This is a genomic window from Pseudoalteromonas sp. NC201 (genome assembly GCF_002850255.1).
Taxonomy (GTDB): domain Bacteria; phylum Pseudomonadota; class Gammaproteobacteria; order Enterobacterales; family Alteromonadaceae; genus Pseudoalteromonas.
This window is the reverse complement of the sequence record NZ_CP022522.1, coordinates 3,802,015-3,817,500: the sequence shown is the minus strand read 5'-3', so window position 1 is coordinate 3,817,500 and position 15,486 is coordinate 3,802,015. Positions and strand designations below refer to the sequence as shown.

Annotated in this window: 15 protein-coding genes and 2 rRNA genes (1 of these 17 only partly in view); 16 read left to right on the top strand and 1 reads right to left on the bottom strand. The window is 42.6% G+C overall.

The genetic code is table 11. The annotated features are described in order from the left end of the window. From PNC201_RS16760 to PNC201_RS16730, 7 genes are all read left to right on the top strand, one after another. Positions 1-1,685, top strand: a 23S ribosomal RNA gene (locus tag PNC201_RS16760); it begins 1,294 nt to the left of the window's first position. Between the two features lie 116 nt (positions 1,686-1,801). After that, positions 1,802-1,915 (top strand): 5S ribosomal RNA (gene rrf, locus PNC201_RS16755). A gap of 1,085 nt (positions 1,916-3,000) precedes the next feature. After that, positions 3,001-3,615, top strand: coding sequence for a transcriptional repressor LexA (gene lexA / locus PNC201_RS16750; protein ID WP_102057673.1), 615 nt, complete (start codon positions 3,001-3,003; stop codon positions 3,613-3,615). Between the two features lie 360 nt (positions 3,616-3,975). After that, on the top strand, positions 3,976-5,118 hold the full coding sequence (coxB, locus tag PNC201_RS16745; RefSeq protein ID WP_010604340.1) for a cytochrome c oxidase subunit II: 1,143 nt from the start codon (positions 3,976-3,978) through the stop codon (positions 5,116-5,118). Beyond that, positions 5,118-6,692, top strand: a complete 1,575-nt coding sequence (gene ctaD / locus PNC201_RS16740) for a cytochrome c oxidase subunit I (protein ID WP_102057672.1) — start codon at positions 5,118-5,120, stop codon at positions 6,690-6,692. Before coxB ends, ctaD begins: the two co-directional genes overlap by 1 nt. Further along, positions 6,692-7,270, top strand: a complete 579-nt coding sequence (locus tag PNC201_RS16735) for a cytochrome c oxidase assembly protein (protein ID WP_102057671.1) — start codon at positions 6,692-6,694, stop codon at positions 7,268-7,270. Before ctaD ends, PNC201_RS16735 begins: the two co-directional genes overlap by 1 nt. Continuing rightward, positions 7,260-8,135, top strand: coding sequence for a cytochrome c oxidase subunit 3 (locus tag PNC201_RS16730; protein WP_102057670.1), 876 nt, complete (start codon positions 7,260-7,262; stop codon positions 8,133-8,135). The genes PNC201_RS16735 and PNC201_RS16730 overlap by 11 nt, the downstream gene beginning before the upstream one ends. On the opposite strand, the gene PNC201_RS23735 is transcribed toward PNC201_RS16730, so the two are convergent. Beyond that, the gene (locus tag PNC201_RS23735) at positions 8,041-8,277 is read right to left on the bottom strand and encodes a DUF2909 domain-containing protein (RefSeq protein ID WP_442793316.1); all 237 of its coding nucleotides are present in this window, start codon (positions 8,275-8,277) and stop codon (positions 8,041-8,043) included. The two genes, PNC201_RS16730 and PNC201_RS23735, sit on opposite strands and share 95 nt — an antisense overlap. 72 nt (positions 8,278-8,349) lie before the next feature. On the opposite strand from PNC201_RS23735, the gene PNC201_RS16720 reads away from it, so the two are divergent. The 9 genes from PNC201_RS16720 (at position 8,350) to PNC201_RS16680 (ending at position 15,485) form a co-directional block, all read left to right on the top strand. Further along, complete coding sequence (locus PNC201_RS16720) at positions 8,350-9,078, top strand: SURF1 family protein (protein ID WP_102057669.1); 729 nt, start codon at positions 8,350-8,352, stop codon at positions 9,076-9,078. Next, on the top strand, positions 9,071-9,562 hold the full coding sequence (locus tag PNC201_RS16715) for a transmembrane cytochrome oxidase associated protein (RefSeq protein ID WP_102057668.1): 492 nt from the start codon (positions 9,071-9,073) through the stop codon (positions 9,560-9,562). The genes PNC201_RS16720 and PNC201_RS16715 overlap by 8 nt, the downstream gene beginning before the upstream one ends. A 9-nt stretch (positions 9,563-9,571) precedes the next feature. Continuing rightward, positions 9,572-10,585, top strand: a complete 1,014-nt coding sequence (locus tag PNC201_RS16710; protein ID WP_102057667.1) for a COX15/CtaA family protein — start codon at positions 9,572-9,574, stop codon at positions 10,583-10,585. Continuing rightward, on the top strand, positions 10,569-11,468 hold the full coding sequence (cyoE, locus tag PNC201_RS16705) for a heme o synthase (protein ID WP_029215745.1): 900 nt from the start codon (positions 10,569-10,571) through the stop codon (positions 11,466-11,468). Before PNC201_RS16710 ends, cyoE begins: the two co-directional genes overlap by 17 nt. Continuing rightward, positions 11,465-12,058 carry an SCO family protein gene (locus tag PNC201_RS16700; protein WP_010604347.1) on the top strand — a complete coding sequence of 198 codons (594 nt, stop codon included), beginning with the start codon at positions 11,465-11,467 and terminating at the stop codon, positions 12,056-12,058. The genes cyoE and PNC201_RS16700 overlap by 4 nt, the downstream gene beginning before the upstream one ends. 155 nt (positions 12,059-12,213) lie before the next feature. After that, entirely contained in the window at positions 12,214-12,486 is a 273-nt protein-coding gene (locus PNC201_RS16695; protein WP_010604348.1) for an STAS domain-containing protein, read from the top strand. A 9-nt stretch (positions 12,487-12,495) separates the two neighbouring features. Further along, the gene (locus PNC201_RS16690) at positions 12,496-12,858 is read left to right on the top strand and encodes a response regulator (RefSeq protein WP_010378447.1); all 363 of its coding nucleotides are present in this window, start codon (positions 12,496-12,498) and stop codon (positions 12,856-12,858) included. An 18-nt stretch (positions 12,859-12,876) separates the two neighbouring features. After that, positions 12,877-14,967 carry a chemotaxis protein CheA gene (locus PNC201_RS16685; RefSeq protein ID WP_010604349.1) on the top strand — a complete coding sequence of 697 codons (2,091 nt, stop codon included), beginning with the start codon at positions 12,877-12,879 and terminating at the stop codon, positions 14,965-14,967. Beyond that, positions 14,964-15,485 (top strand): chemotaxis protein CheW, encoded by a 522-nt coding sequence (locus PNC201_RS16680; protein WP_010604350.1) that lies wholly within the window; start codon positions 14,964-14,966, stop codon positions 15,483-15,485. Before PNC201_RS16685 ends, PNC201_RS16680 begins: the two co-directional genes overlap by 4 nt. The last annotated feature ends 1 nt before the right edge of the window (position 15,486 follow it).

Here is a 15,486-nt window from a genome sequence, read left to right as displayed (position 1 = left end):
TGTGCCGGGAGGCATGCTGGACATATCAGAAGTGCGAATGCTGACATGAGTAACGACAAGAGGAGTGAAAAACTCCTCCGCCGGAAGACCAAGGGTTCCTATCCCATGTTAATCAGGGTAGGGTGAGTCGACCCCTAAGGCGAGGCTGAAGAGCGTAGTCGATGGGAAACGGGTTAATATTCCCGTACTCGGTATGAATGCGATGGGGGGACGGAGCAGGCTAGGCAAGCATGGCGTTGGTTGTCCATGTGAAAGGCTGTAGGCTGGTGACTTAGGAAAATCCGGGTTGCCAAGGCTGAGAGTCGAGACGAGCCACTAAGGTGGTGAAGTTGTTGATGCCCTACTTCCAGGAAAAGCCTCTAAGCTTCAGTTCATACTGAATCGTACCCTAAACCGACACAGGTGGTCAGGTAGAGAATACTAAGGCGCTTGAGAGAACTCGGGTGAAGGAACTAGGCAAAATTGTACCGTAACTTCGGGAGAAGGTACGCTCTTGTTTGTTAAGGACTTGCTCTGTAAGCAAACGAGAGCCGCAGTGACCAGGTGGCTGGGACTGTTTATTAAAAACACAGCACTGTGCAAAATCGTAAGATGACGTATACGGTGTGACACCTGCCCGGTGCCGGAAGGTTAATTGATGGGGTTAGCTTAGGCGAAGCTCTTGATCGAAGCCCCGGTAAACGGCGGCCGTAACTATAACGGTCCTAAGGTAGCGAAATTCCTTGTCGGGTAAGTTCCGACCTGCACGAATGGTGTAACCATGGCCACGCTGTCTCCACCCGAGACTCAGTGAAATTGAAATCGCAGTGAAGATGCTGTGTACCCGCGGCTAGACGGAAAGACCCCGTGAACCTTTACTACAGCTTGGCACTGAACATTGACCCTACATGTGTAGGATAGGTGGGAGGCTTTGAAGCAGGAACGCTAGTTTCTGTGGAGCCGACCTTGAAATACCACCCTTGTAGTGTTGATGTTCTAACTTAGGCCCCTGAATCGGGGTTGAGGACAGTGCCTGGTGGGTAGTTTGACTGGGGCGGTCTCCTCCCAAAGAGTAACGGAGGAGCACGAAGGTTTGCTAAGTACGGTCGGACATCGTACGGTTAGTGTAATGGTAGAAGCAAGCTTAACTGCGAGACAGACACGTCGAGCAGGTACGAAAGTAGGTCATAGTGATCCGGTGGTTCTGAATGGAAGGGCCATCGCTCAACGGATAAAAGGTACTCCGGGGATAACAGGCTGATACCGCCCAAGAGTTCATATCGACGGCGGTGTTTGGCACCTCGATGTCGGCTCATCACATCCTGGGGCTGAAGTCGGTCCCAAGGGTATGGCTGTTCGCCATTTAAAGTGGTACGCGAGCTGGGTTTAGAACGTCGTGAGACAGTTCGGTCCCTATCTGCCGTGGGCGTTTGAGAATTGAGAGGGGCTGCTCCTAGTACGAGAGGACCGGAGTGGACGAACCGCTGGTGTTCGGGTTGTGATGCCAATTGCATTGCCCGGTAGCTACGTTCGGAACTGATAACCGCTGAAAGCATCTAAGCGGGAAGCAGGCCTCGAGATGAGTTCTCACTTTGACTTAGAGTCAACTGAAGGGCCGTTGAAGACTACAACGTTGATAGGCGAGATGTGGAAGTGCTGTGAGGCATTAAGCTAACTCGTACTAATTACCCGTGAGGCTTAACCATACAACGCCAAAGTGGTTTATAAGCGACAGAAGTTAATAGACTAAAGTAGACAAAGAATTTAATAGCTTTTTCCGGATTTATATTAATGAAGGATACTTCATTAATGAACAGAATTTCCTGATGACCATAGCGTTTTGGACCCACCTGACCCCATGCCGAACTCAGAAGTGAAACAAAACAGCGTCGATGATAGTGTGGGCTTCCCATGTGAAAGTAGAACATCGTCAGGGCCTTATAAGAAAAACCCGTTGCAGTAATGCGACGGGTTTTTTTCTGCTTGGGGTAAAGTACTTCCATGTAGCATCTCCCCTTCGCGCGTCCTTGTGCTCACTTCCTCGAACTGCGAAGCGGTGCTTCGGTTTCTCGTCACCCAAACTCAGAAGTGAAACAAAACAGCCGAAGGGTCGGCCCCGGTCAATGATAGTGTGGATCACCCATGTGACTCTCTATTTAAAAAATGAGAACATCCTACTTCGTAGCGAGCCAGGGCCAAATAAGAGGTTGATGAAAAGCGTTCATCCATGAACTTCATCGACATTCGAACATCCATGTACATCAAAACCCGTTGCAGAGATGCAACGGGTTTTTTGTTGTTTGGGGGTTATAATTTCGGGATATAGAAAGCCTCACAAGCCAATCAACACATCGCGAGGTGAACTCGCTCCCACCACAGTATCAGCACAGTGCAACATGCTAAGAGGCGGTTTACCCGCCGAGGGGTTGCAATGAAATTCCGAAAAAACCTCGCGAGGTAAACTCGCTCCTACCACAGTATAGGCACAGTGCAACATGCTGGGAGGCGGTTTACCCGCCGAGGGGTTGCAATGAAATTCCGAAAAAACCTCGCGAGGTAAACTCGCTCCTACCACAGTATAGGCACAGTGTAACATGGTGGGAGGTGGTTCACCCGCCGATGGCTTGCAATGAAAGTTTCGGCTCAAAAATAATGTGGAACACCCATGTACATCAAAACCCGTTGTAGCAAGCGACGGGTTTTTTGCTATTTGAGGTATAGAAATTTGATATATAAAAAGCCTCGCCAGGTTTTCTAAACCTAAGTAAATGCGCTCCCACCACAGTATCAGCACAGTGCAAAATGGTAGGAGGTGATTTATCAGCCCTAAATCTTAATAATCCTTATTTCGTAGAGTCGTAGGTTATGCTCTGAAGCACAGACTTCGATTCTTGTTTAATGCTGATCTAATTAATGCTATCAATAAATACACTTAAAATATGGCGAAGAAAGAAACATTTGCGATTTTTTTTGAGCTGTATATACTTACAGTAAATAAACCACTGTATGGAATACCAGTTAATGCGTCCTCTAACAAAACGACAAGAACAAATCTTTGAATTAATAAAAGTATTCATAAAAGATACAGGCATGCCTCCAACTCGTGCTGAAATAGCTGATGCTTTGGGTTTTAAGAGTGCAAATGCAGCGGAAGAGCACCTGAAAGCGCTTGCGAAAAAGGGAGTTATCGAAATGGTCCCAGGCGCAAGCCGAGGGATTCGACTTGTAGAGGATGAATCAGAACAACTTGGTTTGCCTATTATTGGTCGTGTTGCTGCTGGTGAGCCTATTTTGGCAGAGCAACATGTAGAAAGCCACTGTAATGTAGATGCTAGTTTTTTTAAACCTAATGCTGATTACCTTTTGAGAGTTAATGGTATGAGCATGAAGGATATTGGTATTATAGATGGTGACCTATTGGCTGTTCACAGAACTCAAGTGGCAGAAAATGGGCAAGTGATAGTTGCTCGTGTAGAAGAAGATGTGACTGTTAAACGCCTTGAAAAGAAAGGAAAGAAAGTTTTTTTACATGCTGAGAATGAAGAATTTAAAGCGATTGAAGTAGATCTAGAACATCAAAATTTCTCCATTGAAGGGTTAGCTGTCGGTGTTATCCGAAGTGCAGACTGGATGTAGTTTATGAGAGCGAGCGTAGCGTTAAATATAAAGTTGCGCTTGCTTTAACTATATTTTGTTTAGAAAGTAATAATTAACTTTTCTAACTGTGTGAAAGTTAGATAATTATAGTGACTTTAATCATTTAGTAATATTTTTAGTTTTCTGATCTTTATACACTATTTTTCATCATTCTTCGTTTTACTCCCTATAGTCCCCAGTTTTGATTCTAAAGTCGGTCTTCTCGAAAATCTTGCAATTTGTTTGTTTTTTGACTAATTGGTTAATAGTCGTGCAGTAAGTCTATGTACAAATAGACAATATGACAGTCATCCAATAATAACAAGAGACAACCACGAGTTGTCTTGAAGGAGACGTCAAATGAAAATTTGTCGATTAGTTGTAGCATTCATCGCGGTGCTAATCGCCATGCCCTCACTTGCTAACAGCGCTTACAATATGAGGCAAGGTGTTACAGACATTAGTCATCAAGTGTATGAGCTTCACATGACCATATTTCTAATATGTTGTGTCATTGGAGTGATTGTATTTGGGATTATGTTTTGGGCGCTTATAAAACACAGAAAGTCAAAAGGCGTTGTTGCAGCGCAATTTCATGAAAGCACCAAAGTGGAAATACTTTGGACTGCAATTCCCTTCCTGATACTCATTGGTATGGCAATACCAGCCACAAAAACGCTTATTGCTATGGAAGACACGAGTAAAGCTGATCTGACCATTAAGGTCACAGGCTCTCAGTGGAAATGGCACTATGAGTATATGGGGCATGATGTTGAGTTCTATTCTTTGCTCTCTACTTCGAAAGATGAAATTAGTGATCTTAAAGAAAAAAATGAAAATTACCTGCTTGAAGTTGATAAGCATTTAGTTATTCCTACAGATAGGAAAGTCCGCTTTTTGATGACCTCGGATGATGTCATCCATTCTTGGTGGGTGCCTGATTTTGCGGTGAAGAAGGATGCCAATCCGGGATTTATAAATGAGGCATGGGCAAAGGTAAACGATGAGGGAATTTATAGAGGCCAATGTGCTGAATTATGTGGCAAAGATCATGGCTTTATGCCAATCGTCGTCGAGGCCGTAAGTCCTGATAAATTTGATAGTTGGCTTAACGATGCTAAAGCTGAAAAAGCAAAAGCAGAGGCGGAGTCACAGGCAGTTGCGCAACAAACTCTTTCGAAAGAAGAGTTAATGGAGGTTGGGGAACAAACTTACATGGCTTATTGCGCAGCTTGCCATCAACCAACTGGGCTTGGGCTACCAGGAGTCTTCCCTGCAATGAAAGGAAGTAAAGTCGTCACTGGAGATATTAAAGCTCATATAGATATTCTACTTTTAGGTCGCCCAGGAACTGCGATGCAATCTTTCGCAAAGCAATTAACAATTAAGCAGATCGCGGGGGTGATCACCTATAAAAGAAATAGCTGGGGTAATGACACTGGCGATGTTATTCAGCCAAGCCAAATACAGCGTGAGATAGATGCACTAGAGGAGGGTAAGTAATGAGTGCCATCGTAGACGAACATTCACACCATACAGCTCCCAAAGGCTTAAAGCGCTGGCTGTTTACCACCAATCATAAAGACATTGGAACACTGTATTTATTGTTCTCACTAACCATGTTTTTAATTGGCGGTGCTATGGCGATGGTGATCCGAGCCGAGCTTTTCCAACCTGGGTTACAGCTTGTAGATCCGCATTTTTTTAATCAAATGACGACCGTGCATGGACTAATAATGGTATTTGGCGCAGTAATGCCCGCATTTACAGGTCTTGCCAACTGGATGATCCCAATGATGATTGGTGCTCCTGATATGGCGTTACCGAGAATGAATAACTGGAGTTTTTGGATACTACCCTTTGCATTTGCAATTTTACTGATGTCATTATTTTTGGAAGGCGGCGGGCCTGCTTTTGGTTGGACTTTTTATGCGCCACTATCTACAACGTACAGCAATGACAATACTGCATTTTTTGTTTTTGCTGTTCATATAATGGGCATTAGCTCTATTATGGGTGCTATCAACGTTATCGTGACCATCGTCAATCTTAGAGCTCCAGGTATGACATGGATGAAGTTGCCTTTATTTGTCTGGACCTGGTTGATAACTGCATTTCTTCTGATTGCAGTTATGCCGGTACTTGCTGGCGCCGTAACTATGGTGCTGACCGACAAGTTCTTTGGAACGAGCTTTTTTGATGCAGCAGGTGGTGGTGATCCTGTTATGTTCCAGCATATATTCTGGTTTTTTGGCCATCCTGAAGTGTACATCATGATATTACCTGCCTTCGGCATAATCTCTACGATAGTACCGACATTTTCAAGAAAGAAACTGTTTGGCTATGCATCAATGGTTTATGCAACCGCTTCAATTGCACTGCTGTCGTTCGTCGTTTGGGCTCATCATATGTTTACAACGGGTATGCCTTTAGCTGGTGAGTTGTTTTTTATGTATGCAACTATGCTCATTTCAGTGCCTACTGGCGTTAAGGTTTTTAATTGGGTAGCTACAATGTGGCGAGGTGCTATTAGTTTTGAGGTGCCTATGCTTTTTGCTATTGCATTCATCGTACTTTTCACAATTGGTGGATTTTCCGGTTTGATGTTAGCGATTACTCCCGCCGATTTCCAATATCACGATACCTACTTCGTTGTCGCGCATTTCCATTACGTGTTAGTTACGGGAGCTGTGTTCTCAATAATGGCCGCCGCATATTATTGGTTACCAAAGTGGACGGGGCACATGTTTGATATCAAATTGGCTAAATTTCACTTTTGGCTCTCCTTGGTTAGTGTGAACGTATTGTTCTTCCCAATGCACTTTGTTGGTCTTGCTGGCATGCCAAGGCGGATCCCTGATTATGCTCTACAGTTCGCTGATTTCAACGCGATCATTAGTATCGGAGGGTTTGCATTCGGTCTTTCTCAACTGTTGTTTGTTGCAGTGGTTTATAAATGTATAAAAGGTGGAGAGCAGGCCTCTGGGAAAGTATGGGATGGGGCAGAGGGATTAGAGTGGCAAGTACCATCTCCGGCTCCTTATCATACCTTTTCAACGCCACCGGAGATTAAGTAATGCAACATGGCCGCCTGCTTAAGAAGCTTATTTTGTTGACGCTAGGTATGTTTGCTTTTGCCTTTGCACTGGTTCCTCTATATGACGTTTTTTGTGATGTCACAGGCCTAAATGGTAAGCCATCCATGGAAATCGCAAAGCAGAGCGAGTCAATTGCACAAAGTCGACAAGTAGATGTGAGCTTCACAACGCATAGTCAAAGCCAGGCGCCATTTAAGGTCGATGCAGTCGAGCATTCGGTTAGTGTTCAACCCGGTAAGCTAACCGATGTCAAATTTATTGCAAAAAACTTGAGTGATAGTGAGCGTGTGTTGCAAGCGATCCCTTCAGTGTCCCCGGGGAAAGCTGCAAAGTATTTACACAAAATGGCCTGCTTTTGTTTTGATCAGCAATCAATGAAAGGCAAAGAAGAAGTTGAGTTTGTCTTGAGGTTTTATGTAGATACGGAGCTACCAAGTGATGTTGAGGAACTCACGCTTTCATATACGTTGTTTGATATTACAGAGCGAGTTAGCAAACAAGACAGTGATGGACTGAATATGCTAGTTGCTCGAGAGGAGTTCAAATATGAACCATGAACAAGAAAAATATTACGTGCCTGAGCAAAGTCCATGGCCAATCGTCGGGGCTTTTGCACTTTTCTTTATCGCTGTTGGCGCTGGCTTAACGATTATTCAACTTAAATCAACCAGTAATAGTGGAGTAATGCTACTGCTCGTGGGTATTGCTGTGCTGATCTATATGATTTTTGGTTGGTTCAGGAATGTGATCCAAGAATCTCAAAATGGGTTATATTCTGCCCAAATGGATCGTTCGTTCAAGCAAGGAATGGGATGGTTTATCTTTTCCGAGGTTATGTTTTTTGCTGCTTTTTTTGGTGCACTTTTCTATGCACGAATGATAGCTGTGCCGTGGTTAGGCGGTGCAAGTAATAATGCCAGTACCAATGAGGTTTTATGGCCTCAATTTGAAGCTGTATGGCCATTGCTCACAACTCCAGATGGAACTGTCACTCAAGCTATGGGTTGGCAGGGACTTCCACTGATCAATACGATTATTCTATTAGCATCATCAGTAACCCTTAGCTTTGCTCATGTAGCTTTAGAAAAAGAGCAACGGGCGAAAGTAAAGGCGTTCTTGGGATTAACAGTACTACTTGGCGTCGCATTCTTAACCTTGCAAGTGGAAGAGTATATTCACGCTTACCAAGATCTGGGGTTAACTCTCCAGTCGGGGGTTTACGGTAATACATTCTTTTTACTGACAGGATTTCATGGCTTTCATGTCACTCTTGGCGCGATTATTCTTTTCGTTATATGGATCAGGGTGTTGAAGGGCCACTTTACCGCTAAGAACCACTTTGCTTTTCAAGCTGGGGCTTGGTATTGGCATTTTGTTGATGTTGTTTGGTTGTGCCTGTTTGTATTTGTTTATGTGTTGTAACAACGGGTGAAGAGTGTAGTTTTATAAAGCCAAATTGAGCAGCAAGACAGATTAGAAGTACGACAGCTATTGATGCATAAACTCTTTGTTGCAATAGCCTCGCCATCGACTCTTGTTGCTCTGACTTGAGCATGACTAGCATAGCTCTAAATAGATTTAGAAAAACGAGTAGTAGCAGTACAACAATAATAATTTTAATCATAAGGGGTGTCCGATGGATTTAGGTGCACTTTTTAAAGGTAGATCAAAACCCCCCATATTAGCAGCATTAATAGTTGTTCTTTTATGTGGCTCGCTCTCTTATTGGCAGTGGCAAAGAGCACAGCAAAAACATGTGTTGCAGCATAAAGTTGAGATTGAAAAATCGCTAGGTGTAGCTAATGAGCAGCAAGTAACATCCCAGCAGCTAACGCAATATGTTAATGCTGAAGTGTCGATTACAGGGAATTTTGTAGGCGATGCGGTTTGGTATTTAGATAATCAAGTCGTAAAAGGCCGAGTCGGTTTTGATGTAATTGGCATTATAAAAATTTCCGGAACTGATGAGTATCTAGCTGTGAATTTGGGTTTTGTGCCACAGCAAGCTAGTCGCGTGCCTACCGTTTTTTCTCTTCCAAGTGGTACCGTTTCTCTACCTGTCTATATCAAATCTAGTGCTAGTAAGCGGTTCACCTTAGCTAAGTCTGCGGCAGAGGAGGCAACAAAACAATCTGTGATCCAATATATTGATGTTGATTACTTATCTGCGGAGTCAGGTAAACCTCTTTTACCTCTAATTGCCTACATGACTAAAAACAGATTTGCCGGGACTGAGCCCCATTATCAACCGGTAGTAATGTCACCGCAAAAACATGAAGCTTATGCTTTACAGTGGTTGCTTATTGCCTTGGCTGCGGTAGTAATTGGCTGGAAACTTTCAAAAAAGGAGAATAAAAATGTCTAAAAGTGCGGCATGGTTTATAGGGCTGTTCGTATTCCCCTTACTGTTGGCATTTGTTGCCCTGAAGGTTGGCTGGATACCACATAGCACGACTAATCACGGTGAATTTTTAAGTCAGGAGGTTCGCCAATCAGAGCTGGTTTTAGATACTGAGTGGAGTATCGTTTACCAGCGACCAAAACAGTGTAATAAGCAATGTTCTTTACTACTAGATAGCTTACCTAATTTGTATTTAGCGCTGGGGAAAAACCAGCAGAAAGTATCGCTTGTGGTATTACAAGAGCGAAATGAAAAAGGTATTGAGTACGCTACTTCTTTGCCGATATACCTCAACCAGTTAGACGAAAATTATCTCTATTTGGTTGATAAAACAGGGTTATTTGTACTCAAGTATGCACCAGTAGCAAGCTTAGAAGAAATGCGAAATGTACAAAAAGGGCTACTGAGTGATCTGAAGAAATTATTGAACTACTCTCGTTCAAGTTAGGAGGTAAATATGTCCAAGGTAAGAATAAAAATCGCAATATTTGCCTGTTTCGTCGCAATAACGGTAGTGACACTTGGCGCCTTCACACGTTTAAGTGATGCGGGACTTGGATGTCCAGATTGGCCTGGGTGTTACGGCTTTTTAACAGTACCAAATGAGACTCATGAACTATCTGCGGCTAAAGACAGTTTTCCACATTTAGAAATAGAAGCAGAAAAAGCATGGATTGAAATGATCCATCGCTATTTTGCCAGTTTCCTCGGGTTACTTATTTTGGCACTTGCATGCATAAGGCTGTTCAAGAAGCAAAAAACAAAAAGCCCTAATCGTCACTACTACTTACTGCTATTGCTTGTGTTATTTCAAGGGGCACTTGGGATGTGGACCGTGACGATGAATTTACAGCCAGTCATTGTGATGGGTCATTTACTAGGTGGGTTTAGTATTCTTGCATTGCTGGTGTTATTGGTTTTAAGGCTGAAATACACCACTATTACTGCTAGTGTAACTAGCCTTACCTGTCGTTTATGTTATGTGGCTCTTGGTGTGTTGATTATACAAATTGCGCTAGGTGGATGGCTTGCAGCCAATTATGCTGCTCCACATTGTACAGGGCTGCCACTATGTGACAACCTTCAGCTTTTCTCTTGGCAGAGCTTATTTACGCTTCCTGAAGCTTCAGCGACCTACGAGTTTGGAGTGTTACCGTTTGAATCTAGAGTATCTATTCACTTTATCCATCGGGTTTGGGCAGTTGTTACCGTTTTAACGCTACTTGCTGCATGTTGGCCACTCCTTAGAGCTGGTCAAAACCACTTACTCCGACATTCAGCGCTTGTCGTTTTAGCTTTAGTTTCTATACAAGTTTTGGTGGGGGGGGCAATCGTACACTTCCAATTTCCTCTGTTGTTGACCTTATTCCATAACTTCATGGCAGCAATGGTGTTATTAGCAATGGTGAAATTGTGTTTCTTTATCAGCTTGGCGCAAAAAGTAGGAGTAAAACATGCTTCAATTAACTAGTTTTTCAGAGCTTCAAAAAGCAACTACTTTATTCAAAGCCTACTTTGGCATGTGTAAGTTCAAAGTAGTATGTATGTTGGTTATTACCGCTTGGGTCGGGATGATGTTAGCACCACAAAGTGATAAAACATTATTGGCACAATTAATGAGTTTGTTTGGCATTGGTTTGCTTTCGAGTAGTGCAGCAGCTGTAAATCATATCGTGGATAGAGAAATAGATAAAAAGATGGCGCGAACACGAAACCGACCGTTAGCGACAGACTCTGTTTCTGTATCATCAGCTTTAATCTTTGCGATAGGCCTCGCAATTTCTGGGTATGCTCTATTAACTATTTTCGCCAATCAGTTATGTGCGCTACTTACCTTAGCCGCGCTATTCGGCTATGCCGTGATTTATACGTTATTGTTAAAACGCGCAACACCTCAAAACATAGTAATTGGGGGGTTAGCAGGAGCGATGCCACCCCTGTTAGGTTGGGTCAGTGAGACTGGTCAGCTTGGTGCAGAGCCTTGGTTGTTAGTAATGATCATTTTTGCTTGGACACCTCCCCACTTTTGGGCATTAGCTATTGCTCGTAAACGAGACTACGAAAAAGCCGAAGTCCCCATGTTACCAGTAACGCATGGAAACGAATTTACAAAACTCTGTGTGCTATTTTATACCATCATTTTGACTTTAGTCTGTTTGCTCCCTTACCTAGTGGGAATGTCTGGTTGGATCTACTTGTTGGTCTCTGGTATGGCAAATGTCGCTTTTATTTACAAAGCGACAAAGCTTATGAGAACAAATAGTTTAGAGTATGCTATGAGGGTATTTTATTTCTCTATCTGGCATCTTTTGATAGTGTTCATTGCACTTTTTGTGGATAAAGCATTTATATGAAAAAATTTCTGTTAATTATCTCTATGTTAACTTTGTTTGGTTGTGGGCCTGCACCAGATGTGTCGGAAAAAGTGGTTTGGTACCCAAAGCCTAAGGACGTTAAAGCGTTTGAATTAAGGGATCAACACGGTGCGATAGTCTCAAACCAAGACTTTACCGATAAATGGAATTTGCTATTTTTGGGTTACACGAGTTGTCCCGACGTGTGTCCTATGACGCTGTTGAAATTAACTCACGTATATCAATCTGTAAAAAATAAAGGTGACTTACAAGTATGGTTTGTATCGGTCGATCCCAACCGAGATACTGAAGAAAAGCGTTTGGCCTACATCAAGCACTTTGATCCTGATTTTAAAGCGGTATCTGCCGAGCATTCTGCTTTATTTCCGTTTGTGAGAGATCTCGGTTTAATATACGCAATAAATCAGGAACAGACAGAAGAGTATTATGTTGATCATAGTGCGTCTGTAGCATTAATTAACCCAAAAGGTCAGCTTGAGGCTATTTTCAAACCTACACATACAGTGGGAGCTGTCCCTACAATCGATGACAAACTACTTCTTGCTGACCTTGAGAAGATCATCAATTAGTCTTATAGCGACACTGGTCGACCCTAGTGTCGCTGCACTATCTTACCTCTAACGCTTTAATTATTTGCGGATTTTTAATCAATCTTTGTGGCATTTTTACCATCACGGTCTAAGCTAATTTTATTACTCATTTTTACAAGGATAGTCTTCAGCTCATGTTGAAACTTCCACCTGAAATGGCGATTAACCATGTGGAAAGCCTGTACCATCAGATTTTCCAAGACTCTATGGAAACATCAGACATCACGATTGATATTAGTGAAGTGCAAAGAGCCGATACAGCATCTATACAACTGCTCTGTGCCGTACAGAAACACTTGCTCTCGTTAGAACATAAAATTGTATGGCATGGTGAAAGTGACGCTTTAGCGCAGGCTGTCAATGAGTTGGGATTAACCCATTATTTATTCCATAGTATTGAAAATTAAGAGGTGAATATGAAAAAGATTTTAGCTGTGGATGATTCGGCGTCAATGCGCCAAATGGTTGGCTTTACTTTGAAAAAAGCAGGTTTTGATGTTACGGAAGCCAAAGATGGCAGTGAAGCGCTATCTATTGCCAAGCAACAAGGGTTCGATGCCGTGATCTCTGATGTAAACATGCCTGTAATGGATGGGATCACACTTATTAAAGAGCTGCGTAGCCTACCCAACTATAAGTTCACCCCTTTACTAATGCTGACCACCGAGTCGGGGTTAGATAAAAAAACAGAAGGTAAAGCGGCGGGAGCAACTGGTTGGATAGTGAAGCCATTCAACCCTGAACAACTACTAGCGGTATTGAAAAAAGTCATAAGATAGATACAGAGAGGCGTCGATATGAGTATTGATTTAAGCCAATTTTTTGATGTCTTTTTTGAAGAAAGCTTTGAAGGCCTAGACATAATGGAAGCTGAGCTGCTGAATTTACAGCCAGGCCATGAAGACTCAGAAACGATCAATACTATATTTCGCGCAGCACACAGCATCAAAGGTGGCAGTGGAACATTTGGTTTTACTTCTGTCGCTAACTTCACGCATGTGTTGGAAACCTTACTCGATCAAATCAGGGATGGGCGTCGACAGTTGACCGCTGAACATGTCAATTTGCTGCTCCAATCCGTTGATTGTTTAAGGGCCTTACTAACCGCATTACAAGCCGAAGAAGAGCCAGATCTTTCCAATGCGAATGAGTTGAAAGTTAAATTTGAAGAGATTTTAGGTGGTAAAGAGAGTGTTAGCTCAGATACTGCCGATAGCATACCTCAAGGGCAAGAATCTCAAACCTATCAAATAGACTTTAAACCGCTCCCCCACTTGTTTAAAACCGGTAACGAACCGCTCTATATGTTAAGTGAGCTATCAGAATTGGGGGATTTAGAAACTCATGCGTTTTGTGATGCAATACCTGAAATTGATGACTTCAATCCAGAGGATTGCTACCTCAGTTGGCGGTTATACTTAACAACCAGTCATCCAGAGTCGGCGATTAAAGAAGTATTTGAGTGGGTTGAGGATGATGCTGAAATTTCTATTACCTTATGTGGTGGTTTATTTGAAGATGATGTGAGTGTCTCCACAACGCCAGAACCAGAGAGTGAGAAGAAAGAAGCGTCGAGCAACGACACTCAAAATATTGATGTACCAAAAACATCCTCAGCGACAGCGACAAAGGCTAAGCCTGAGGCTAGCAAGAAATCAGCAGAATCGACTTCGATCCGTGTTGGGATTGATAAAGTTGATTCGCTTATCAATATGGTAGGGGAGTTGGTTATTACCCAAGCTATGTTGACTCAATTAGGCGAGCAAGAACCGACCGAAAATACGCTTGCTGCGATGCAAGAAGGCCTCGCTCAATTAGCCCATAATACGCGAGATTTACAAGAAAATGTAATGCGGATCAGGATGTTACCTATTAGTTTTGTCTTCAGCCGATTTCCTCGTTTAGTAAGAGACACATCACAGAAGTTGAACAAACAGGTTGAGCTAAAACTGCTAGGAGAGCAAACAGAATTAGATAAAACCGTGATGGAAAAAATTTCCGATCCTATGGTTCATTTAGTAAGAAACTCTTTGGATCACGGCTTAGAAACACCGGAAGACAGAATAAAAGCCGGAAAAGATCCTGTGGGTACGGTGACACTGAATGCTTTCCACCAAGGTGGAAATATTGTGATTGAAATCATGGATGATGGCAGAGGCTTGAATACCGAAAAAATAAAAAGTAAAGCAATTGCCAATGGCCTAATTCAAGCAACTGATGAGCTGACTATTGAAGAGGTTAATGAACTTATTTTTAGGCCTGGGTTTTCAACAGCCGATGAAGTGAGTGATATCTCTGGTCGCGGCGTGGGTATGGACGTTGTTCGAAGAAATATTCAAGCATTAAACGGCAGCGTTGAAGTAACTTCAGCAAAAGGGGTTGGCTCAACGTTTACAATTAGATTGCCATTAACGCTGGCCATTCTTGATGGTCAACTGGTTAAAGTTGCAAAGCATACCTACATCATTCCACTTATTTCTATTGTTGAGTCTTTACAAATAGATATTAAAAAAGTGAGCAAAGTAGGTAATGGCTTAGAGGTGCTACGGTTACGAGATGAATACATACCAATACTAAGGCTATATCAATTATTTAATCATGGTGGTGCAATAGAAGAGTTGGATAAAACACTGTTAGTGGTTGTTGAGAGTGATAATCACAAAGTGGGGTTGTTGGTTGATGATTTGCTGGCGCAACAACAGGTCGTTATTAAAAGTCTCGAAGCGAATTATCAGAAAGTAAATGGGATCTCAGGGGCGACAATTTTAGGTGATGGCAGAGTCTCTTTAATTGTTGATATTAGTGGTCTTATCAAGCTAAGTGGCTTAAAGCGTCCAGGAACTCAAGAATTATTAGTAGAACAAGAGTTAGATGAGGTGGTGTCATGATCACTGAAAAAGCCTCGATTAATGAACAAGTCATGCTTGCAGACAGAGATGACGATACACAATTTCTCACCTTTATGATGGCGGGCGAAGAGTATGGCATGGATATTCTGGCCGTACAGGAAATCAGAGGGTGGGAAGAAGTCACTGCAATTCCAAATGCTCCTAAGTATGTGAACGGTGCGATTAATTTACGTGGCACGATAGTACCAATCATAGATTTAAGGATTCGATTCGGCTTACCGCAAATCGAATATGGAGCTCTAACTGTGGTTATCGTTGTCTCCGTTGTAATAAAAGAGGCAACAAAAATTATGGGGTTAGTTGTTGATGCTGTTTCTGACGTATACAGCATCAACGAAGAAACAGCGAAGGATGTTCCAGATTTTCAAGACTCGGAAAATAGTCAATTTGTACAAGGACTTGTAAATGTTGGTGAAAAAATGGTCGTACTTTTAAATTTGAAGAAGATATTAGATCTTGAAGTCAAGCAGAATGAGCAATTGGTTGTCGGGGGATAAC

Bases quoted from the DNA above. Each gene is read 5' to 3' on its own strand.
- lexA (WP_102057673.1), top strand. From the start codon at position 3,001: ATGCGTCCTCTAACAAAACGACAAGAACAAATCTTTGAATTAATAAAA.
- coxB (WP_010604340.1), top strand. From the start codon at position 3,976: ATGAAAATTTGTCGATTAGTTGTAGCATTCATCGCGGTGCTAATCGCC.
- ctaD (WP_102057672.1), top strand. From the start codon at position 5,118: ATGAGTGCCATCGTAGACGAACATTCACACCATACAGCTCCCAAAGGC.
- PNC201_RS16735 (WP_102057671.1), top strand. From the start codon at position 6,692: ATGCAACATGGCCGCCTGCTTAAGAAGCTTATTTTGTTGACGCTAGGT.
- PNC201_RS16730 (WP_102057670.1), top strand. From the start codon at position 7,260: ATGAACCATGAACAAGAAAAATATTACGTGCCTGAGCAAAGTCCATGG.
- PNC201_RS23735 (WP_442793316.1), bottom strand. From the start codon at position 8,277: ATGCTAGTCATGCTCAAGTCAGAGCAACAAGAGTCGATGGCGAGGCTA.
- PNC201_RS16720 (WP_102057669.1), top strand. From the start codon at position 8,350: ATGGATTTAGGTGCACTTTTTAAAGGTAGATCAAAACCCCCCATATTA.
- PNC201_RS16715 (WP_102057668.1), top strand. From the start codon at position 9,071: ATGTCTAAAAGTGCGGCATGGTTTATAGGGCTGTTCGTATTCCCCTTA.
- PNC201_RS16710 (WP_102057667.1), top strand. From the start codon at position 9,572: ATGTCCAAGGTAAGAATAAAAATCGCAATATTTGCCTGTTTCGTCGCA.
- cyoE (WP_029215745.1), top strand. From the start codon at position 10,569: ATGCTTCAATTAACTAGTTTTTCAGAGCTTCAAAAAGCAACTACTTTA.
- PNC201_RS16700 (WP_010604347.1), top strand. From the start codon at position 11,465: ATGAAAAAATTTCTGTTAATTATCTCTATGTTAACTTTGTTTGGTTGT.
- PNC201_RS16695 (WP_010604348.1), top strand. From the start codon at position 12,214: ATGTTGAAACTTCCACCTGAAATGGCGATTAACCATGTGGAAAGCCTG.
- PNC201_RS16690 (WP_010378447.1), top strand. From the start codon at position 12,496: ATGAAAAAGATTTTAGCTGTGGATGATTCGGCGTCAATGCGCCAAATG.
- PNC201_RS16685 (WP_010604349.1), top strand. From the start codon at position 12,877: ATGAGTATTGATTTAAGCCAATTTTTTGATGTCTTTTTTGAAGAAAGC.
- PNC201_RS16680 (WP_010604350.1), top strand. From the start codon at position 14,964: ATGATCACTGAAAAAGCCTCGATTAATGAACAAGTCATGCTTGCAGAC.